The organism is Bacillus sp. FSL R9-9492 (genome assembly GCF_038007365.1).
In the GTDB taxonomy this organism is placed as follows: Bacteria; Bacillota; Bacilli; order Bacillales; family Bacillaceae_G; genus Bacillus_A; species Bacillus_A mycoides.
The window spans coordinates 1,536,754-1,558,309 of record NZ_JBBOXC010000001.1; the positions used below are offsets into that span (position 1 = coordinate 1,536,754).

The window sequence follows — 21,556 nt, forward strand, 5'->3', positions numbered from 1 at the left end:
GGACCAAATATACTGTTCAAAAAAAATACATAGTTTTGGAAAAAAAATGAACAAACTTTATTATTCTTGTGAAGCATAATATGGGAAGTGGAACGTTAAAAAATGCTTAATTAAACGAGGATAGGTGCAACATTATATTGTAGAAGGGTAGGTGTAAACCGTTGTGGTAAAAGTACGCAGCGGGTAGAAATGGAAAATGAATCAAGAATTTTAATTGTAGACGATGAGGATCGTATTCGTCGTTTATTAAAGATGTATTTAGAAAGAGAGCAATACACAATTGAAGAAGCGGATAATGGTGATACAGCTTTAGAAATGGCGTTACAAAATGATTATGATTTAATCCTACTGGATATTATGATGCCTGGTAAAGATGGTATCGAAGTGTGTAAAGGGATTCGTGAGAAGAAAGCGACGCCAATTATTATGCTGACAGCAAAAGGTGAAGAAGTAAATAGGGTACAAGGGTTTGAAGTTGGAACTGATGATTATATTGTAAAGCCGTTTAGCCCGCGTGAAGTAGTACTTCGTGTGAAAGCGGTATTACGCCGCGCTGTACCAACGACATTCTTTACACAAGATACAACGACGAAAGATGTTACTGTTTTCCCTCATTTAACAATTGATAATGATGCGCACCGCGTTACAGCGGATGGTAATGAAGTAAACTTAACACCGAAAGAATATGAATTACTATTATTCTTAGCGAAATCCCCGGATAAAGTTTTTGACCGTGAGCAATTGTTAAAAGAAGTATGGCAATATGAGTTCTTCGGAGATTTACGTACAGTTGATACGCATGTAAAGCGTTTACGTGAAAAGTTAAGTAAACAATCACCAGATGCAGCGAAAATGATTGTTACCGTTTGGGGCGTAGGTTACAAGTTTGAGGTTGTGAACGACTGATGCTTTGGAGAAGTGTAGTAGGGAAGTTATGGATGACCATATTACTTCTCGTTTCGTTTGTTCTTGGATTTGTTGCTATTTTACTTTCACAGTTTTTTAGAACGTATTATGTTGATATGAGTGAAGCTAGGCTTCAGAAAGTTGCAACAAGTGTCACGGAATTAATTGAAGAAGGTGCCGATGTAAAAACGATTGAGGATATTGCTTACAAATTTTCTGATCCACTTTCAAGGATTATCATTGTAGAAGACGGTAAGGAAATTTCTTCTTCGCCGAAACAAGAAGGATTAGTTACTCTTACAATAGATGATTTGAAAAATGATAAAGAATTAGCAGCTGTTTTTACAGATAAAAAGGATATTAAGAATAATATTAGAAAAGCTTCTAATAGTAGGAAGAATAAAAATACTGAAAATGATATTATGATCGTCGGGAAGCCAGTACAGTCAAAAAATCAAAGTGCAGTGTTTGTATATGAATCATTGCAAGTTCCAATACAAGGTATGGAGAGAACGACTGATTTTATTTTCTTATCAGCCGGGATTGCGATTATTTTAACGACTTTCTTTGCATTTTTCTTATCTACTCGAATTACGGCACCACTTCGTAAAATGCGTGAGGTTGCATTTGAGGTAGCGCGCGGGAAATTTGATACGAAAGCCCCTATGGTGTCGCAGGACGAAATTGGTGAGCTTGCAACTGCTTTAAATCAAATGGGAAAACAGTTGAAGTTTAATATGAATGCCCTGCAGCAAGAAAAAGAGCAGTTAGCTAGCATTTTGAGTAGTATGGCAGATGGTGTTGTTACGTTAAATCAAGAAGGTGAAGTCGTTGTTATCAACCCACCGGCAGAACACTTCTTACAAGTTTGGCAAGAAGAAAAAGAAGTAGAGTTAATTAAAAAACTGCCTTCTGAACTTGTTGAACTATTCCATCTCGTTGTAGAAAGTGAGCAACAACAAGTTGTTGAAATTAATTTGCAAAAAGGTAACTACGTAGTTCTTATGACACCGCTTTACAATCAAACAAAAATTCGTGGAGCTGTAGCAGTATTGCGAGATATGACGGAGGAGCGTCGTCTTGAGAAAATGCGTCAAGACTTTATTGCGAATGTATCACATGAACTTCGTACACCGATGGTAATGCTTCAAGGATATAGTGAAGCAATTTTAGATGATATTGTGCAAACGAAAGAAGAAATTAATGAGTTTGTTCAAATTATTTATGATGAATCTGTTCGTTTAGGTAAACTTGTAAATGAGTTATTAGATTTAGCCCGTATGGAAAGTGGACATGTAGAGTTACATATAGGGGAAGTAGATATTCATCCATTTGTCGAAAAAATTGGCCGTAAATTCCAGGGGATTGCAAAGGATAAAGAAGTCCAATTAACAGTGGATTTCCAAAGTCCAATTGAACAATATCCGTTTGATGCAGACCGTATGGAACAGGTACTGACGAATTTAATTGATAATGCAATCCGTCATACAAATGCAGGTGGACATGTTACACTTGTAATTAATACGAAAAATAGTGGCCTTACTTTCGAAGTGCAAGATTCAGGTGCTGGTATTCCAGAAGAAGATATTCCGTTCTTGTTCGATCGATTCTATAAAGCTGATAAAGCGAGAACTCGCGGGAAAAAAATTGGAACAGGACTCGGGCTTGCGATTGCTAAAAATATTGTTCAAGGTCATGACGGGAAGATTTTTGTATCAAGTGTCGTTGGAGAAGGAACTACATTCTCTGTATATTTACCAAATCGTATAATTTAGATATATATGTTTTTTGAAAGTTGATCATGAATAAAAGCTTTACTGTTTTTTTATTTTTTTGTAAGTGCAATTAAATAAAGAATGGTAGAGTTTTTTTCTGTAATAATCAGAATGAAAATAAAAAGAGAGGTGTCATAATGAAATGAAACTTTATACAAAAACAGGTGATAAAGGGGAAACGAGTGTCATAGGTGGCCGAGTGGATAAAGATCATATACGTGTAGAAGCTTATGGAACAATTGATGAGGCGAATTCTCATATCGGATATGCCATGTCTAAATTACAAGAGGAATGTTTTCGTAACATTTATAACGAACTTGAAAATATTCAACATGAACTATTTGATTGTGGAGGGGATTTAGCAATAGTAGAGAAGAAAATCCCTTATAAAGTAACGATAGAGATGGTCGAGTATTTAGAGAGACGAATTGATTCGTATACAGAAGAAGCGCCGCCTTTAGAGCGTTTTATTTTACCAGGCGGTAGCGAGATATCGGCTGCACTACACATTGCACGTACAGTTATAAGAAGAGCAGAACGTTGTATAGTGTCATTGCAAAAAGAAGGAGAAACCAATGAAATTGTTCTAAAGTATGTAAATAGGTTATCTGATTATTTATTTGCGCTTGCTAGAGTAATAAATGCGCGTTTACAAGTGAAAGATGTGGAGTATAACCGCAGTGCACTTGTTTTTCGTAATAAAGAAGAGAAGGAAGTGGAGTAATACACTTTCTTTTTTTTGTATACTTTTTTCTGTAATATCCCACAATAGAGAAGGTATGACGGCTATTAGAAAACGGAGGATGTATATGAAAGCGTTAAAATGTGGCGTGGTGATATTGAGTGTATTATTTTTATCTCAATTACATGTTTACGCTGAAGGGAATCAGTGGATATGGCCTGTTGATGGGCAGATAAGTGATTATTTTGGGACAAGACATGGGAAACACTATGGTATTGATATAGCTGCGCCTATTGGAACGCCTGTTGCAGCTATTCAAAATGGTAAGGTGACAAAGTCTTATTTTTCAAGTAGTTATGGAAATGTTGTGTTTATTAAACATGGAGAATATGAGGCTGTTTATGCGCATTTAAATAAGAGATATGTAGTTCAAGGTGATAACATTTCAAAAGGAGAGCTAATTGGAGAGGTAGGGAATACAGGAGAATCGCGAGGAGCGCATTTACATTTAGAAGTGCATCAAGGGAGATGGACGATGGAGAAAAGGAATGCGATGAATCCGTTGCTTGTTTTAAATGAACAAAAAAATCAAGTTGTGTCATCATCACTATATATTGTACAAAAAGGTGATACTTTAGTTGGTATTGCCCGGAAATTTAGTATGACAGTTGAGGAAATTAAAGTGAGGAATGGATTGCGACAAGAGCAAATCTATCCGAACCAACAACTATACGTCAAGTAAAGGCAACGTCCCAAAAGCATAACTTTTGAATAAATTTATTTTCTTCTTATTTAAGATTGCGATAGTAAATGAAATTATATCGAACATAGCTCTTATTATATTGACATTTCGACAAGAAATATCGACTAACAATAAAATACGACAATAAGAGCAACCTATTCCTAACGAAAAACCGTCCCAAAAAGATCTTTTGGGACGGCTTCTTTTACCAAAAAATAAAGACACATATAAATCCAGTAATAGCTAAGTAGCTATATAAGTAAAAGACTTTTGTTCTTGTTTTTTCTTTTGTCCGAAATAGTACGATAGTTGGTTCGATTAGACCAATTGTAAGACAAAGTAAACCAAGAAGCATAAAGCCAATTGAAAGAGAATACAGGGCGATTTGTGGTGCTTGAAATGGAATCATCCATTTTAATAAAAATGCAATAAGTGCAGTGTAACAAATGCAACCGATGTATTTATTCAATGGTGTATCAGAACGGAAACCAGGAAGTTTCTTGGAAAACGGACGGGAAACAACTTCCGTTTGTAAAGATGTATGTTCTTCAATTATTTTTTGAGCTTCTTTTCCTTTTTGGAAAAGGGATAAAATCCAATTTCGCTCACCTTGGAAAATAAATTGAGAAGTTGTTAAATAGTGATCAACTTTTACCTTATTCCAACTTTTCCATGGATGACGCTCACACAATTTTAATTTACTTTCTGTTTTTTTATCATACTGATAAATACTTATGCCATCTTGGTCAAAAGTAGCGTAGTATGTCTCTCTTGAGAATGTGCCTAGATCAATTGGACAGTAGAAAAGTAATTCTTTTTTCAAATAAAAGTATTCTTTTCTTAAGTTCTTTTTCATTGCTTCTCGAATAGAGTGTCTTTTATCTTTCTTCATGACATTTCCTCCATAACTCAGAAAATGTTCTTATCTTAACAATTCAACATCTTATCACTTTTGACGACATATGACTAGGGGGATTCATAAGAGAAATACCGAATTATAAAAAATATGGGTTGTATTGTAAAATATAGTGATTGTTTCTTTAATTATATAAAATCAACAACTTATTTTTAGTAAGTTACACTTTTTTTGTTCACAATACGATCATGTTGTTGTATAATGAAGTGGAAAATAGAATATCGGTCTATCTTCGGGGCAGGGTGAAAATCCCGACCGGCGGTGATGAACATTTAATAATTTCGTTCTAAGCCCGCGAGCCGTTAAGGCAGGATTTGGTGTGATTCCAAAGCCGACAGTACAGTCTGGATGGGAGAAGATGGAGGTTCAAGCGTTCAAAAAAGATAAGTATTTGAACGTCTGTTTGATGTGCCTTAAAATTCTCCCTTTGTGTAAATCACAAAGGGTTTTTTCGTTCTATGAAAAAATAGGCATAGCAGAACCTTTCCACTTTCCATGAGAAGATCGATGGAAAAGGAGAGAGAAAGATGAAACAAAAAAACAGTGTAGTGCAGATGGTGAGTGTAGCGATGCTAAGTAGTATTGCGTATTTACTAATGATGTTGGATTTTCCATTCCCAGGGCTTCCGCCATTTTTAAAAATTGATTTTAGTGATGTGCCAGCTTTAATTGCGGCGATAATTTTTAGTCCAATTGCAGGTGTAATTGTAGAAGCGATAAAAAATATTTTGCATTACGGAATTCAAGGAAGTTTAACGGGAGTACCAGTAGGAGAAGTAGCAAACTTTATAGCGGGATGTTTATTTATTGGTCCAGCAGCATTCTTATTCCGAAAGTATCGCACAGTAAAAAGTTTAACGACAGGATTAATGCTAGGTACAATTACTATGACAGTTATTATGAGTGTGTTAAACTACTTTATTATTTTACCAGCGTACACTTGGTTTTTAAATTCACCAGCTATGTCTAGTGATATTATGCGACAAACTATTGTAACGGCGATATTACCGTTTAATGTAATTAAAGGAATTGTTGTAACAATTGTATTTGTAGCATTATTTTCACGCTTGAAAGTATGGGTATTTGCAAAAATGAAAAATGCTTAAAAATATTAAACCATTGGCAGCGTAACTGCTAATGGTTTTTTTGTTAGTGAGAATGAAAAAGAGTGCAAAAAATCCCCCTCATAAGTATGAGGGGGATTTTTTGAAGTTAATAAAAGACTATTCGAATTTTAAAGAGTCGCCATCAAATGATTCGTCAGCAACTTTAATTGAGTCAGTTGGACAACCTTCGAATGCATCCATCATATCTTCAATTAATACATCTGGAATTTCAACGATACCTTGGTTATCGTCTAATGTTACAAATGCAATGCCTTCATCATCATAGTCATAAATGTCTGGTGCAGCAGCACCACAAGCACCGCATGCAATACAAGTATCTTTGTCAACGATTGTATATTTTGCCATATTTTTTCCCTCCTGATAATATGTATGTGAAAAGTTCGCCAAAAAATTATAATCTTATTGTAAAACGGTTTTAAAAACTTTTCAACATAAAATTATAATGATAATCCTTATCAATTAGAGTGTCAACTTATTTTTGAATTATTTCATAAGATTTTCAAAATACTTAAATGTTATTTCGTTTGATACAATAGAATATATACAAGCATGTAGTGTGAATATGATAAGTTAAATGAATAGCAGTTAATGTGCAATCGTATTGAAAAAGGAATGAAGTTAGACTGAGAGGTGGAAGCGGTAATGCAGCTACAATATACTTTATTATATTGTTTAAAACAATTGAATGGTGAAAGAACCGTTTCTTCGATTTATTATTTATTAAAAGGAAAGAGATCGTCGCAAACATTACAAGATGGGAATATGTTTCAAATTTCTTTTTTGTTTGGGATTTATAAGTCATTAAATAGAGCTGATTATGATCAAGAAGTTGCAAAGTTGTTACAAACGGATTTAGTTCAAGGTATACATGATAATACATATGTGTTAACGACTGCTGGTAACGTGCAATTAAACAAATGGGAAGGTGACTTTGCCTTTCCGACATATTTAAATGGTTTACACTATGGTGAAATAGGTGAAACGTTTTGGAAGAGATTATCATTGATCGTTCAAACCATTTCGAATTTACAACAGGCGAATACGAAATTTATTCCAATTCAACAGGATACAGAAATAATGATGTGGGTGAAACGTTTTCTCACTGGAATACCGTATATGAGAAGTGAATTGGCTAAAAGATTATGGAAGGAAATGCATACTCTTTTACAAAAAAATAATCCGGTAGAGGCGACAATCGTAATATATCGGTTAACTGGGTATAAACGTATTGGGTGTACTTTACAACAATTAGCGGAAATTACGAAACAAGATATATTTCGAGTGTATTTTTTATTTTGGGGTACAATTCATTTCCTTATTCAAGAAGTTCGCAATAAAGAAAATGAGTTTCCATTATTAGCTGAAATTATATCTTATCCAAATGAGAAAGCTGATTTATTTAGTTTATCAACGAAAAAAACATATAATCTTTGGAGACAAGGACGCTCTTTAGAAGAAATAGCAACAATTCGGAATTTGAAGGTTGCCACGATAGAAGACCATTTTGTAGAAATTGCTTTACGAGAAAAAGAATTTTCTATTGAAATGTTTATGGAAAAAGAAAAAATGGAAAAAGTAACAAAAGTAATTGAAGCATTACAAACACGTAAATTGCGTGTGTTGAAGCAAGCGGTTGGAGAGGAAATCTCTTATTTTGAAGTACGTCTTGTATTGGCACGGATGGAGGGTATAAATGAAGCTTGAGGAATATTTATATAAGTGGTTTGGATATTCTGAATTTCGTCCGGGGCAAAAAGGAGTTATTACGGACTTATTGGAAGGAAAAGATGTTGTAGCAATGCTTCCGACTGGAAGGGGAAAGTCAATGTGTTATCAACTTCCGGGGCTTCTGCAAGAGGGTACGGTGCTTGTTGTATCACCATTATTATCTTTAATGGAAGACCAAGTTACGCAATTAAAGTATGTCGTGAAAAATCGAATTATTGCATTGAATAGTTTTCGGACGTTAATTGAAAAAAGAGAAGCAATGAAAAAGCTATCTTTTTATAAATTTGTTTTCGTATCGCCAGAGATGTTGCAGTCGGAACTTCTAATAAGAGAATTGAAAAAAATTCATATTTCATTATTTGTCGTAGATGAAGCGCATTGTATTTCACAATGGGGCTATGATTTTCGGCCAGATTATAAAAAATTAGATAAAGTAATTGAGAGTATCGGATCTCCGACAGTACTAGCATTAACAGCAACTGCGACAAAGGATGTATTGCGAGATATAGCGGAAAGTTTAAATCTAAAAAATATTGCTGAGCATGTGTACTCAATTGATCGTCCAAATATTGCGATGGAAGTGCAATTTGTGGAAACAATAGAAGAAAAAAAAGAGGCGCTTTTTGAGCATGTAATGTATTTGCAAGGGCCTGGTATTGTTTATTGTTCAAGTAGGGCCTGGACAGAGCGTTTAACCGAGTATTTAAGAGGAAAAGGAATTACAGGTGTAGCTTTTTATCATGGTGGTATGGAACATGAAGAGCGTATGTTAATTCAACAACAGTTTATGAATGACCAGTTGCAAATTGTAATATGTACAAGTGCTTTTGGGATGGGGGTAAATAAGGCGAATACAAGATATATTATTCATTTTCAATATCCGACAAATGTAGCTTCCTATTTACAAGAAATTGGAAGAGCGGGAAGAGATGGAGAATTGAGTATAGCCATTTTATTATGTAGTCCATTGGATCACGATTTGCCAATTTCAATCATTGAAGATGAATTACCAAGTAAATCGCAAATACAATTTTTATTTTCGTTACTACAAGAAAGAATGTTTCAAACGAAAGTATTACCATTAGAAGATGTAGAAGAAATTTGTTATAATGCAGCAAGATTTAATGAACAGTATTGGCGCTTTACACGTTATCATCTCGAACATCTTGGAATCATACAACAGCGAAATCTCATGCTAGAGAGCTTGTCAGATGAAATAATGCACAGATTAATAGCGGAAGTGGAAGTGAGAATGCGTAATAAATATAGTGAGCTAGAAAATATGAAGTCATGGATACAAGTTCAAGGATGTAGACGTGAATATTTATTACAACAATTCGGTTATAGAAAAGAAAAAGAGATAGAAAACTGTTGTGATTACTGTGGTATTACAAAAACGGATTATAAAAAAAGACGAGCGCAACAGTTAGTTTTCGACTATAATTGGGAAACAGAGTTACAAAAGCTTTTCGGCCTAGGAAAGATGGAGGAATGATGAACATTCAAAGGCATAATGTTGAAGATATGAGTCCGAGAGAAATAAGACTGAATCTCTACATAACACAACTAATCATTATTGGTATCGGTTGTTTACTAGCATATATATTATTTCAAGATAAAAGAGAAGTTTATAGTTTATGGAAATGGGAACCGGTTTCTATACTTTTAATAGGTAGCTTGTTAGCGATTTGTATTGTGTTATTAGATTATGTTGCAATGCGAGTGTTTCCAGAATCTTGGTTTGATGATGGTGGCATTAACGATAGAATGTTTCAAGGGATTTCTGTCATGCATTTACTCGTTATCACGTTTATTATTGGCTTTGCGGAAGAGTTTTTATTTAGAGGTGTAGTGCAGACTCATTTCGGAATTGTAATAGCGAGTTTAATTTTTGCTGTGTTACATATTCGGTATATAACGAAGCCTTTTTTGTTTTGTTTCGTCTGCTTTATTAGTTTTGTTTTTGGTTATGTATTCGAGTGGACAGGAAATTTATTTATAACAATCTTTGCACACTTTCTTGTTGATTTTATAATGGGGCTCCAATTAAGAAAATAAATGGAAGGTGGTGGTGAACAACATGAGAAAACGAATTCCTGATTTTGAAGAGGAGTTAGAAGTTGAGCAAGTGGAAGAAGATGAAAGTTTACCGCCGCGTAGTGAAATTCATAGAAATAAAGAGAACAAACCAAAGTTTAAAATGAATCACATTTTCGTCCGAGTGTTAACATTTTTGTTCATATTGTTACCTATTAGTATCCTATGGTATACGGATAAGTATATACAGGTAAAAAGTGATAGTAATAATGCTGAGAAAAGTGCGTTTGAAGTAATTTTCTTTGATTCCGCTAAGACTGAATCAAAGAAGCAGTCTGAGAAAGTAGCAACTCATGTTGTGAAAGATGGAGAAACTTTAGAAAGTATAGCGAAGCAATATTTCTCAGATGAAGATGGGATAGAAATAATAAAAAAGTATAATGATTTACAAGAAGACGAAGTGAAGGTAGGACAAGAATTGAAAATTCCTATAAAAGATAAGTCCACGAAGTATGAGAGCTAGCTAAATGAGTGATATATAGCTCCACATAAAATTAAGGACTATACTTTACGAGGAGGGAGAGTAAAAAATATATGTCATGGATTATATTATTATGTACTCTCATATGCATTGGTTTTGTATGTCTTCTTGGAATGTATAAAGAAGCGATGCGTAATACAGTGTTGGAACATACTTTAGTATTCGAAGAATTTCCGGAAAGTTTTCAAAAAGTTAAAGTTTTTTTTATTTCGGATATTCATAGAAGGATCATTTCTAACTCGCTAATTGAACGAGTGAAAGGAAAAGCAGATATCGTAATTATTGGCGGTGATTTAGCTGAAAAAGGAGTACCTTTATCGCAAATCTCTTTAAATATTCAAAAGTTAAGAGAAATAGCCCCTGTATATTTTGTATGGGGAAATAATGACTATGAAATTGAATATCACGAATTAGATGCTTTATTAATAGAAAATAATGTGAAGGTATTAGATAATACAAGAGTTGTATTTGAATCTGAATTAGGAGAGAAAATTTGCTTACTCGGTATCGATGATGTTGGATTAGAACGAGATCGTTTAGATTTAGCGTTGTCTGATTGTAAAGAAGAAGGTTTTCGCATTTTAATTAGTCACAACCCAGATATAATAAAGAAAATGTCTGGTAATGAACAAATTTCGCTCGTATTAAGTGGACATACACATGGAGGCCAGATTCGGTTGTTTCCATCTGAAAAGTATTTAAAGGGTGGCGTATATAAGCATTCTAATACGACTCTCTTTGTTAGTAATGGGTATGGAACAACATTGTTCCCTCTTCGTTTTCGGGCACCTTCCCAAACACATATCATTACGTTATGCGGAGGGAAATAATGCCGAATTCAAATGGAAAATATAATATAAAAGCTGTCTCAAATATACTCGGAATTCAACCGAGTACACTTCGCGCATGGGAAAGACGCTATCATATTATTGCCCCAAAGAGAAATCGTGCGGGGCATCGTTTATATACAGAAGAGCATATTCATATTTTGAAATGGTTAATGAACAAAGTTTCTGAGGGGATGATGATTGGACAAGCAGTTCAGTTATTAGAAGGGAATCGGTTGCAGAACAACGTTCAAAAAGAAAAAATTACTGATACAGAAGTTGTTTTAGTGGACGATATACTACAAGCTTTGTTAGAATTTGATGAAATTACAATTTCTGCATTATTAAACGAGGTTTTTAGTATATATTCAACGGAAAAGGTTGTTGCAAGCATCATTCTTCAAGTGGCAAACAAGTTGTTAACTTTAAAAAGTAATAATGAGATTACAATGTCGCAATTCAAATATGTTGTATCATTCTTACAAACACGTTTAGGAATGATCTATCATAATGCGTCGGTGTATTCTTCCGTTAACAAAGTTTTCGTTTTAGAAAATAATATATTAAAAGGATTTATTTTCGCGACGTATTTACGACTAAAAGGATATCAAACAATGTATATGGGGACAAGTTTAGATGAAGAAGGTATTTTACTAGCTATTGAACAATTACAACCTAAATATTTGTTTATATCTTTTGATGATGAACGAGAACTTGAAGAGGCAGTAGAATTTATTGACTTGTTGCAAGAAAAAAATGAAAACATCTCTGGTGGTTTTATAGGAAGAAAAGGCATTGGAGATCAATTAAATCTTCAAAATATCCTAATTGGTAACACGAAAGAAGAATGGGATGGATGGTTAAAGATGCCGGAATAGTCGTTCGAAAAGAACCATCTATTTTCTATTTCATATAATAAAAATTAGATGCAATGGTTACGTAGGGAGGGTATGAGATGAGACTGGAACGTTTAAATTATAATAAGATTAAAATTTTCCTAACATTTGATGATTTATCTGAACGAGGATTAACGAAAGAAGATTTGTGGAGAAATGCACCGAAAGTACAGCAACTATTCCGTGATATGATGCAAGAAGCAAATACAGAATTAGGGTTTGAAGCGGATGGACCGATTGCTGTTGAAGTATTTTCTCTACAAGCTCAAGGTATGGTTGTAATTGTAACAAAAGAAAATCACGAAGTGGACACAGAAGATGAGTTCCGTGACGAGTTTATTGAAATGCAAGTGACTCTTGATGAAAGTGAACATATACTTTACGAGTTTGCTACATTAGATGATGTAATCAATTTGTCAAATCGCTTATATAACCTTGGTGTAACTGATGGGAAGTTGTATACGTGGGATGATCGTTTTTATCTTTGGATAGAAGAAGAAGAGCAATTTCAATTATTGAAGGCGGATTTTATAGCTATTTTAGCGGAGTACGGTAATCCGTCAACAGCAACAATTTACCGCGTAATGGAATATGGTAAAGAATTAATGGATTCTCAAGCGATTGAACAAATATACAATTACTTTGTGAAAAAACAAAACCTCAGCTAATGTAACGTAGCTTGAGGTTTTATTTTTATTCAGCTGAAAATCTAAAATCTATAAAACGAAGTGTAGGTAACAAGACTAGCCGATCTGTATGTTAAAATGTAATCAGTATTTCTTGATGAAATAATGGTTTTATCGAATGTATTTTGATGAAAATAAAAAATATTTAAATATTTAAGTATTTTACTTTTCTAAAAGCAATAAAAGGACTATAATAATAGTGAAAACGCTTGCAATACAAAATAGTTTGTATATATTTGTTAGCGTTTTCTATTGCATTCCAAATTTAACGGTGTATACTAGGCAATGAAGGTTTACTAAACAAGTGAAATTACAGGGGGTTTACTTACTATGGTAGCCGAAAAGGGAACTCAAACGAAAACACAACAACAAGGGGAACAACATTTTGAATTGTTAAATTCAACACAAATTGTAATTAATGAAGCATTAGAAAAATTGGGTTATCCAAACGAAGTATATGAATTATTGAAAGAACCAATTCGTATGATGACAGTGAAAATTCCAGTTCGTATGGATGACGGGACTGTTAAAATATTTACAGGATATCGTGCACAACATAATGATGCTGTTGGTCCAACGAAAGGTGGAATTCGCTTCCATCCAAACGTAACAGAAAATGAAGTGAAAGCACTTTCTATTTGGATGAGTTTAAAATGTGGTATTGTTGATTTACCATATGGTGGAGGTAAAGGTGGAATCATTTGTGACCCACGTGAGATGTCTTTCCGTGAATTAGAAAGATTAAGCCGCGGTTATGTACGAGCAATTAGCCAAATTGTTGGTCCGACAAAAGATATTCCGGCTCCAGATGTATTTACAAACTCACAAATTATGGCATGGATGATGGATGAGTATAGCCGTATCGATGAATTTAATTCACCAGGATTTATTACAGGTAAACCACTTGTATTAGGTGGATCACACGGACGTGAAACAGCGACTGCAAAAGGTGTAACAATTTGTATTCGTGAAGCTGCGAAAAAACGTGACATTGATATTAAAGGTGCACGCGTTGTTGTTCAAGGATTTGGTAATGCGGGTAGCTTCTTAGCTAAATTTATGCATGATGCAGGCGCGAAAGTAATTGCAATTTCAGATGCTTACGGTGCATTACATGATCCGAATGGATTAGATATTGACTACTTACTAGATCGTCGCGATAGCTTCGGTACTGTAACAAAACTATTTAATAATACAATTTCAAATACAGAACTGTTAGAACTTGATTGCGACATTTTAGTTCCTGCTGCAATTGAGAACCAAATTACAGAAGAAAATGCTGATAAGATTAAAGCGAAAATTGTGGTTGAAGCTGCAAATGGTCCAACTACATTAGAAGCAACAAAAATCTTAACAGATCGTGGTATCTTACTTGTTCCAGACGTATTAGCAAGTGCTGGTGGCGTTACGGTATCTTACTTTGAGTGGGTACAAAATAACCAAGGTTACTACTGGACTGAGGAAGAAGTAGAACAACGTTTAGAAAAAGTAATGGTAAAATCATTCGATTCAATTTATGAAACATCACAAGTTCGTAAAGTGAACATGCGCTTAGCTGCATACATGATTGGTGTTCGTAAAATGGCTGAGGCTAGTCGCTTCAGAGGTTGGGTATAATATATAATGTTTTGAGAAAACGTGATTTCCTTTCGAGGGAATCGCGTTTTTTTGTTGAAGTAATAAATGAGGTGTTGTATATGGGGAATGAAATAATGGAACGAGTAGACCAATTAGAAGAAAAGGTTAAGGTGTTAGAGGGTGAACTTGCAAGAGCTAAGAGAGCCCGAAAAACAAGTGTCGTTCGGGTGTTCGGCGAAGGATTATTATTTTTAATATTTGGTGCAGTTGTAGTTGGACCAATTATCGCGTTTATATTCACAATTATTACTTGGTTTGGTGAAAAATAGAATAAAAAATAAAAAAGAACGCTTGTTCTACACGAACAAACGTGCTATACTTTCCTTAGATAAGCAAAACGGAAATGATTTTAAGGAGAGATAAATGATGAAAATGACAGTAGACCAAAGATTTATGATGCCAGCAGATGTTGTAGAACGAGTGGAAGTATTACGAAACAAACAAAGCAAGCGTGGCACATTATTACAATCGGTAAATAAATTTTTCGGTTTAGATACGAAAGAAGATTGTATTTGGTTTTACGGTTTTTACGGAGTGGCTGTAAGTATTGTATTATTTATGGTATTCACATCAAATATTTTCGATGTTCTCTTCGCATAAGAAATATGCCATAAGGACATTGCCACCGAATACATATATAAGGAAGTAAGGTAATTTTTTAGAGCGGGAGTTGGTAGTAATGGCGATGTTCCCTATAGAGCGTAACTATATTGGGTATGGAAATTCACGACCAGGAATTCCTCTTTCAAAAGTAAGATTTATTGTAAGTCATGACACGGGGAACCCTGGTAGCAATGCGATAGGAAATCGGGATTACTTTAATGAAATACAACCGAAAGCTTCAGCGCATACATTTATTGATGATAAAACAATATTAGAAATTGTCCCTATAAATGAAGTTGCGTACCATGTTCGATACAATGTGCCAACGGATAATGAGTTATTCGGTTATGATGCGAATAAGGCTGCAATTGGGGTTGAACTTTGCTATGGTGGCGACGTAAACTTTTGGGAGGCGTATACTCGTTTTACGTGGTATCACGCTTATTTATGTCAAAATTTCGGTTTAAATCCTAAAAAGGCTATTGTGTCACACAAAACGTTGGATCCTACTCGGAAAATCGATCCTGAGAATGTATTAGGGCAACAAGGAATTAAATTTCAGCAGTTTTTAGCAGATGTCTATCGGATGTATGTTTCGTTTAGATGACAAATATATGAAAAATGAATACAATAAAGATAGATGCCTACTGCTGTAAGTAGGTTTTTTCTTGTTTATATAAATAGAGCAGAGGTAGAAGACTAGGAGTGAACTAAGTATGCAAAAAGAAACAGTTATTATTATCGGAGGCGGTCCATGCGGATTAGCAGCGGCGATTTCGTTGCAAAAAGTGGGGTTAAATCCGTTAGTAATCGAAAAAGGAAACATTGTAAATGCAATTTATAATTATCCAACTCATCAAACATTTTTCTCCTCTAGTGAAAAATTAGAAATTGGTGAAGTTGCTTTTATTACAGAAAATCGTAAGCCATTTCGTAATCAGGCGCTTGCGTATTATCGTGAAGTAGTAAAGCGTAAATCTATACGTGTAAATGCATTTGAACGAGTGGAACAAGTTCAAAAAGATGGTGATGTTTTTAAAGTTGAAACGACGAAGCGTGACGGAAACAAAGAAATATATGTTGCGAAATACATTGTTGTCGCAACTGGATATTATGATAATCCGAATTATATGAATGTACCTGGTGAGAAACTTGAGAAAGTAGCTCATTACTTCAAAGAAGGACACCCTTATTTTGATCGAGATGTCATTGTAATAGGTGGTAAAAATTCAAGTATAGATGCAGCGTTAGAGCTTGTTAAATCGGGTGCACGTGTAACAGTTCTATACCGTGGTGGGGAATACTCGCCAAGTATTAAGCCGTGGATTTTGCCGGAATTTGAGGCGTTAGTACGAAATGGGACAATTCAAATGCATTTCCATGCGCATGTAAAAGGAATTACTGAGCATACGTTGACGTATACAGTAGATGGTGAGGCAAATACAATTCAAAACGATTTTGTATTTGCTATGACGGGTTACCATCCAGACCACAGCTTCTTAACAAAAATGGGAGTTCGGATTGATGAAGAAACAGGGCGCCCGATTTATATAGAGGGTAGTATGGAAACAAACGCTGAAAATATTTTTATTGCAGGTGTAATTGCTGCGGGGAATAACGCAAATGAAATATTTATCGAGAACGGTAGATTCCATGGAGATGCGATTGCGCAAACCATTGCATCAAGAGAAGAATAAAAAGAAGCTGTCGAAATCTTCGACAGCTTCTTTTTTAATCGTGCATAAACATATGTTGGATTGTTTCGTGAGAGTTTGTGTTTTCTAGTGCGACTAGTAATTTAATTCGCGCCTTTTGAGCGTTTAAACCGTAGGTGAAAACAATGCCCATATCTTTTAATTGTTTTCCGCCACCTTCATAAGAGTATACGTCTTGAACAATACCGTTAAAGCAGCGTGAAACTAATACAATTGGAATGCCTTTTTCTATTAATCGCCTTAGACTAGGAAGTGTTCTTGGAGGTAAATTACCTTGTCCAAGTGCTTCAATAACAATTCCGTCTACTGGTAGCGTTTCGATTGCTGATAATAATGTATCATCCATACCTGCGTATGCTTTTAGAACGACAACGTTTTTAGAAATCTGTCGTACTGTGCATGTTTCGTGATGCACTAAAGCATGATGGAAAACAACACCACGTTTTGTTACCATGCCAATTGGTCCGTACTGTGGACTTTGGAATGTCGCGACATTACTTGTGTGCGTTTTTGTTACATTTGTAGCACAATGTATTTCGTCATTTAATACGACTAGAACGCCTTTTTCAGCAGCTTCATTACTACTAGCAACTTTTACAGCTGATAAGAAATTATATAGACCATCGGCACCTAATTCATTGCTAGAACGCATTGCCCCTGTCACAACGATTGGGATAGTTGCTTGAACTGTTAAATCAAGAAAATAAGCTGTCTCTTCTAATGTATCGGTACCATGCGTGATGACTACGCCATGAATATCGTCTTGTTTTACTCTTTCGTCAATGATGACTTGCAATTGTAGCATTTCGCTAGGAGTCATGTGAGGAGATGGAAGATGGAACACATCTTCGACAATTAAATCAACATCGCCTTCTAAATCAGGAATAAATTTTAAAAGAGGATTTTTTTTACCTGGTTGTACGACCCCAGTTTCTTTATCTTCCTCCATTGCAATTGTTCCACCTGTGTGTAAAACTAGGATTCTTTTCAATGCTTATACCCCTTTCAAGTTGAAAAATACATTTAGAACATAACATGTTTTGAGTAAATTCGACAATGAAAATGTATAAAAGTATGCTTAGAAAATGACAATAAAATAAATTACTTTAAGTGTGCTCCGGTAAGTGGTTATTAGGTTAGGTTTTGTTTATGGAAATTTATGAGAGTAGATGTGTAAGTGTAGAGAGGGAAGGAGTGAGTTTTTTTGAAAAAAGTGGAGAAAATTATAATTCGTATATTACTGATTCAATTTATTTTTCTTTCTGTCGTCCAACTGCTTTTTATACATAAATCTTCAGTGAAATATTTATCGAAAATTGTTTATTACGAAGGTGTCGTCACGAAAAATAAGGCGGAAATCTTACAGGTGAATAAGTAGTTTTCATTTTCTTCTATGATGGATTATGCTACAATTATTGAGGATTTAATGACGTGAGGCAAATGAGAAGAAGCAGGGGGAAAATACCTGCTTTTCGTTTTGTTTTATAAGTGAAAAATGAGGTGTTACAATGGATAAACGAATTTCGATTGCTATAGATGGTCCAGCGGCTGCTGGGAAAAGTACAGTGGCAAAAGTTGTTGCAAAAAAACTTTCATATGTTTACATTGATACAGGCGCAATGTACCGTACTATTACATATGCAGCCCTTGAACAAAAAGTGGATATTGAAAATGAAGAAAAGTTAATGGAAGTTGTAAAAAATGTAAATATTGAATTTCAGCAAGGGGAAAATACACAACTTGTATTTTTAAATGGACAAGATGTTTCTGAAGTGATTCGTACGCCAGATGTGACGAATCGTGTATCTATTGTAGCAAAGCATCGTCTTGTTCGTGAAGAAATGGTACGTCGTCAACAAGGATTAGCTAAAAAAGGCGGCGTAGTAATGGATGGCCGTGATATTGGTACACATGTACTACCAGATGCTGAAGTGAAAATCTTTATGCTTGCTTCTGTAGAAGAAAGAGCGGAAAGAAGACATTTAGAAAATATGAATAAAGGTTTCGATTCTAATTTAGAGCAGTTAAGAGAAGAAATTGCTAGGCGTGATAAATTAGATTCAGAACGCGAAGTTTCTCCTTTGAAAAAAGCTGATGATGCATTGGAATTAGATACAACTTCTTTATCAATTGAAGAAGTTGTCCAAAAAATTATGGGTATTGTTTCAGGAGTATTTGCGAAATAAAGAAAGAGGACTATCCTCTTTCTTTTTTTTTTGAATTGTAAAGGATAAGTGAATTATAAGTCTCTTTTCTTGACAAATGGGCTAATTTGTAAGAAGTTAGTTACAGAGGAAAAAAACTGTCAGAATATATTCGCTATTATATTTCAAATCATACTTTCTTCAAGATGATTTTGCTGTATACTATTTATATAGATTTAATATAGTTTCTTGTGAACTGTATTGAAACAGAATATGTGATGATAAATTCTTAAACATGCAAATGAAAACATTTGTTTTCATTTCGTATATACATAAAAATGCTTTGTCAATTCTGTAGGGAGGTATTTCCATGGTAGAGAAAATGAATGAAGAAGTTATGAATTCAAAAGAATTACAAGTTGGTGACGTTGTTACAGGTTCTGTAACGAAAGTTGAAGAGAAACAAGTTCTTGTAAATGTTGGATACAAAACAGATGGCGTAATTCCGATTAGTGAATTAGCTAACGTTCATATTGAAAAAGCAAGCGATGTTGTAGAATTAGATCAAACACTTGAATTGAAAATTATTAAATTAGAAGATGATGATCTTGTTTTATCTAAGAGAGCTGTTGACGCAGAAAAAGCGTGGGTAGAATTACAAGAAAAATTTAATTCTGGTCATGTATTTGATGTTACTGTAAAAGATATCGTGAATGGTGGGTTAGTTGTGGACCTTGGTGTTCGTGGTTTTATCCCAGCTTCACTTGTAGAAGTACATTATGTAGAAGACTTTGCTGACTATAAAGGAAAAACATTAGCGGTGAAAATTGTTGAATTAGACCGTGAAAAAAATCGTGTTATTCTTTCACATAAAGCGGTAGTAGAACTAGAACTGGATTCTAAGAAAAAAGAAGCAATCTCTTCGTTAAAAGAAGGGGATATTGTTGAAGGAACAGTACAACGATTAACGGATTTTGGTGCTTTCGTTAACGTTGGTGGTGTGGACGGTTTAGTTCACATTTCACAAATTTCACACGAACGTGTAGAGCAACCTTCTGAGGTATTAGAGCAAGGTCAAAAGGTAAAGGTAAAAGTGTTATCTGTTGATGCTGATACGCAACGTATTTCTTTATCAATTAAAGCAGCTCAGCCAGGACCTTGGGAAAATGTTGCTGGCGAAATAAAAGCTGGAGATATTCGTGAGGGAGTAGTAAAACGCCTTGTTACATTCGGTGCGTTTGTTGAAATTTTACCTGGTGTTGAAGGGCTTGTACATGTATCTCAAATTGCAAATCGTCACGTGAAAAATCCAAATGAAGTATTGGAAATGGGACAAGAAGTAAAAGTGAAAGTACTTGAAGTCCATGTAGCAGAAAAACGTATTTCTTTAAGCATAAAAGAAACGCTTGAAGAAAATAATGTAACAGAAGATTATAGCCAATATGAGCCAAATGCTGATTCGGCTACTTTCCAGTTAAGTGATATTATTGGTGAACAACTGAAAAAATTAAAGAAATAAAGAGGGGTACAAGTGGTAAGGGCAAAACGTAAATTAGATCATATTGAATATGCTCTTTCTACTGGTCAGTCTCGTACGCATGGCTTTCATGATATTGATTTTGTGCATCAAAGCTTGCCAAATTCAAGTTATGACACTATAACATGTGAAACAAAAATCGGCGAACTTTCACTAAGTTCGCCGATTTTTATCAATGCGATGACTGGTGGTGGAGGAGAGCAAACATTACATATTAATGAGCAATTAGCATATGTAGCGAAACATCATAACCTTGCTATGGCTGTAGGTTCGCAAATGGCAGCTTTAAAAGATGAAAGTGAATCGGCTTCGTATAAAGTTGTTAGGAAAGTAAATCCGAATGGGATTTTTTTCGCAAACTTAGGAAGTGAGGCAACTGTCGAACAGGCAGAGCGTGCCGTTGATATGATTGAGGCGAATGCACTGCAAATTCATTTAAATGTCATACAGGAGTTAACGATGCCAGAAGGAGACCGTGATTTTACTGGTGTACTTCAGCGGATTGAGAAAATAGTTTTAAAAAGTAAAGTACCTGTCATCGTAAAAGAAGTCGGTTTTGGAATGAGTAAGGAAACAGTACAACAGTTAGCGAATATAGGTATAACAGCAATTGATATTGGCGGACAAGGTGGTACGAATTTTGCTGCTGTTGAAAATGAAAGAAGACAGCGAATGCTTTCTTATTTTAATAACTGGGGTATACAAACAGCTACCTCGATTATTGAAGCAACCTCTACAAATAATAACCTCTCTTTTATTGCATCTGGGGGTATCCAAACAGCACTTGACGTGGCGAAGGCAATCGCATTAGGGGCGAATACAACTGCGTTTGCTGGATACTTTTTACGTATTTTAATGCAAGATGGTGTTGAGAATTTAGTGGATGAAATTGATCTTTTACATACAGATTTAAAATTTATTATGACAGCTCTTGGCGTGAAGACGATAGAAGAGTTACAATCTGTACCTCTTGTTGTAAAAGGTGAAACGTACCATTGGTTAGCGCAGCGAGGGATTGACACTGCACATTATAGTAGGCGATAAAAAATCAACCAT

At 34.8% G+C, this 21,556-nt stretch carries 24 protein-coding genes and 1 riboswitch; of the genes, 21 read left to right on the top strand and 3 right to left on the bottom strand.

The window, feature by feature from the left end:
* Nucleotides 1–189: 189 nt before the first annotated feature.
* From resD to MKY70_RS07840, 4 genes are all read left to right on the top strand, one after another.
* Nucleotides 190–906 carry a DNA-binding response regulator ResD gene (gene resD, locus MKY70_RS07825; protein ID WP_002011758.1) on the top strand — a complete coding sequence of 239 codons (717 nt, stop codon included), beginning with the start codon at nt 190–192 and terminating at the stop codon, nt 904–906.
* Nucleotides 906–2,681, top strand: coding sequence for a sensor histidine kinase ResE (resE, locus tag MKY70_RS07830; RefSeq protein WP_002011760.1), 1,776 nt, complete (start codon nt 906–908; stop codon nt 2,679–2,681). The genes resD and resE overlap by 1 nt, the downstream gene beginning before the upstream one ends.
* A 142-nt stretch (nt 2,682–2,823) precedes the next feature.
* A complete protein-coding gene (locus MKY70_RS07835) occupies nt 2,824–3,405 on the top strand; it encodes a cob(I)yrinic acid a,c-diamide adenosyltransferase (protein ID WP_002011763.1) in 582 nt (193 codons plus the stop codon).
* A gap of 85 nt (nt 3,406–3,490) precedes the next feature.
* Complete coding sequence (locus MKY70_RS07840) at nt 3,491–4,105, top strand: peptidoglycan DD-metalloendopeptidase family protein (RefSeq protein ID WP_002141020.1); 615 nt, start codon at nt 3,491–3,493, stop codon at nt 4,103–4,105.
* A 205-nt stretch (nt 4,106–4,310) separates the two neighbouring features.
* Here MKY70_RS07840 and MKY70_RS07845 read toward each other — a convergent pair whose 3' ends face one another.
* The gene (locus MKY70_RS07845) at nt 4,311–4,997 is read right to left on the bottom strand and encodes a hypothetical protein (RefSeq protein ID WP_002030740.1); all 687 of its coding nucleotides are present in this window, start codon (nt 4,995–4,997) and stop codon (nt 4,311–4,313) included.
* Nucleotides 4,998–5,245: 248 nt separating this feature from the next.
* Nucleotides 5,246–5,385, top strand: a riboswitch (FMN riboswitch).
* A gap of 163 nt (nt 5,386–5,548) precedes the next feature.
* On the opposite strand from MKY70_RS07845, the gene MKY70_RS07850 reads away from it, so the two are divergent.
* Nucleotides 5,549–6,127 carry an ECF transporter S component gene (locus MKY70_RS07850; protein WP_002011769.1) on the top strand — a complete coding sequence of 193 codons (579 nt, stop codon included), beginning with the start codon at nt 5,549–5,551 and terminating at the stop codon, nt 6,125–6,127.
* Between the two features lie 117 nt (nt 6,128–6,244).
* Here MKY70_RS07850 and MKY70_RS07855 read toward each other — a convergent pair whose 3' ends face one another.
* Nucleotides 6,245–6,493 carry a ferredoxin gene (locus MKY70_RS07855; protein ID WP_001151994.1) on the bottom strand — a complete coding sequence of 83 codons (249 nt, stop codon included), beginning with the start codon at nt 6,491–6,493 and terminating at the stop codon, nt 6,245–6,247.
* A gap of 297 nt (nt 6,494–6,790) precedes the next feature.
* Between MKY70_RS07855 and MKY70_RS07860 the strand changes: the two genes are divergently transcribed.
* The 12 genes from MKY70_RS07860 (at nt 6,791) to MKY70_RS07915 (ending at nt 16,801) form a co-directional block, all read left to right on the top strand.
* Complete coding sequence (locus MKY70_RS07860; RefSeq protein ID WP_002086645.1) at nt 6,791–7,852, top strand: helix-turn-helix domain-containing protein; 1,062 nt, start codon at nt 6,791–6,793, stop codon at nt 7,850–7,852.
* Entirely contained in the window at nt 7,842–9,371 is a 1,530-nt protein-coding gene (locus MKY70_RS07865) for a RecQ family ATP-dependent DNA helicase (RefSeq protein WP_341023865.1), read from the top strand. The genes MKY70_RS07860 and MKY70_RS07865 overlap by 11 nt, the downstream gene beginning before the upstream one ends.
* Entirely contained in the window at nt 9,371–9,934 is a 564-nt protein-coding gene (locus tag MKY70_RS07870; RefSeq protein ID WP_002064506.1) for a CPBP family intramembrane glutamic endopeptidase, read from the top strand. The genes MKY70_RS07865 and MKY70_RS07870 overlap by 1 nt, the downstream gene beginning before the upstream one ends.
* A gap of 22 nt (nt 9,935–9,956) precedes the next feature.
* Nucleotides 9,957–10,436, top strand: a complete 480-nt coding sequence (locus MKY70_RS07875; protein ID WP_002030746.1) for a LysM peptidoglycan-binding domain-containing protein — start codon at nt 9,957–9,959, stop codon at nt 10,434–10,436.
* Nucleotides 10,437–10,507: 71 nt separating this feature from the next.
* Nucleotides 10,508–11,284: a metallophosphoesterase gene (locus MKY70_RS07880; RefSeq protein WP_088030881.1), complete on the top strand. Its 777-nt coding sequence runs from the start codon at nt 10,508–10,510 to the stop codon at nt 11,282–11,284.
* Nucleotides 11,284–12,159, top strand: coding sequence for a MerR family transcriptional regulator (locus tag MKY70_RS07885; protein ID WP_002011784.1), 876 nt, complete (start codon nt 11,284–11,286; stop codon nt 12,157–12,159). The genes MKY70_RS07880 and MKY70_RS07885 overlap by 1 nt, the downstream gene beginning before the upstream one ends.
* Before the next feature lie 77 nt (nt 12,160–12,236).
* A complete protein-coding gene (locus tag MKY70_RS07890; RefSeq protein WP_002011786.1) occupies nt 12,237–12,845 on the top strand; it encodes a genetic competence negative regulator in 609 nt (202 codons plus the stop codon).
* Nucleotides 12,846–13,193: 348 nt separating this feature from the next.
* Nucleotides 13,194–14,480 (top strand): NAD-specific glutamate dehydrogenase, encoded by a 1,287-nt coding sequence (gene gudB, locus MKY70_RS07895; RefSeq protein ID WP_000225168.1) that lies wholly within the window; start codon nt 13,194–13,196, stop codon nt 14,478–14,480.
* A gap of 80 nt (nt 14,481–14,560) precedes the next feature.
* Nucleotides 14,561–14,770 carry a hypothetical protein gene (locus MKY70_RS07900; RefSeq protein WP_002126403.1) on the top strand — a complete coding sequence of 70 codons (210 nt, stop codon included), beginning with the start codon at nt 14,561–14,563 and terminating at the stop codon, nt 14,768–14,770.
* Between the two features lie 94 nt (nt 14,771–14,864).
* Entirely contained in the window at nt 14,865–15,101 is a 237-nt protein-coding gene (locus tag MKY70_RS07905; protein ID WP_002011789.1) for a DUF3961 domain-containing protein, read from the top strand.
* Between the two features lie 79 nt (nt 15,102–15,180).
* Nucleotides 15,181–15,711 carry a peptidoglycan recognition protein family protein gene (locus MKY70_RS07910; protein ID WP_002011791.1) on the top strand — a complete coding sequence of 177 codons (531 nt, stop codon included), beginning with the start codon at nt 15,181–15,183 and terminating at the stop codon, nt 15,709–15,711.
* Between the two features lie 109 nt (nt 15,712–15,820).
* Entirely contained in the window at nt 15,821–16,801 is a 981-nt protein-coding gene (locus MKY70_RS07915; protein WP_088030882.1) for a YpdA family putative bacillithiol disulfide reductase, read from the top strand.
* 34 nt (nt 16,802–16,835) lie between these two features.
* On the opposite strand, the gene ansA is transcribed toward MKY70_RS07915, so the two are convergent.
* Nucleotides 16,836–17,810: an asparaginase gene (ansA, locus tag MKY70_RS07920; protein ID WP_088030883.1), complete on the bottom strand. Its 975-nt coding sequence runs from the start codon at nt 17,808–17,810 to the stop codon at nt 16,836–16,838.
* A gap of 213 nt (nt 17,811–18,023) precedes the next feature.
* On the opposite strand from ansA, the gene MKY70_RS07925 reads away from it, so the two are divergent.
* The 4 genes from MKY70_RS07925 (at nt 18,024) to fni (ending at nt 21,544) form a co-directional block, all read left to right on the top strand.
* A complete protein-coding gene (locus tag MKY70_RS07925; RefSeq protein ID WP_002135263.1) occupies nt 18,024–18,197 on the top strand; it encodes a DUF5359 family protein in 174 nt (57 codons plus the stop codon).
* A 130-nt stretch (nt 18,198–18,327) separates the two neighbouring features.
* A complete protein-coding gene (cmk, locus tag MKY70_RS07930) occupies nt 18,328–19,005 on the top strand; it encodes a (d)CMP kinase (RefSeq protein ID WP_002011798.1) in 678 nt (225 codons plus the stop codon).
* A gap of 328 nt (nt 19,006–19,333) precedes the next feature.
* Entirely contained in the window at nt 19,334–20,482 is a 1,149-nt protein-coding gene (gene rpsA / locus MKY70_RS07935; protein WP_002030757.1) for a 30S ribosomal protein S1, read from the top strand.
* Between the two features lie 12 nt (nt 20,483–20,494).
* Nucleotides 20,495–21,544: a type 2 isopentenyl-diphosphate Delta-isomerase gene (fni, locus tag MKY70_RS07940; RefSeq protein ID WP_002030759.1), complete on the top strand. Its 1,050-nt coding sequence runs from the start codon at nt 20,495–20,497 to the stop codon at nt 21,542–21,544.
* The last annotated feature ends 12 nt before the right edge of the window (nt 21,545–21,556 follow it).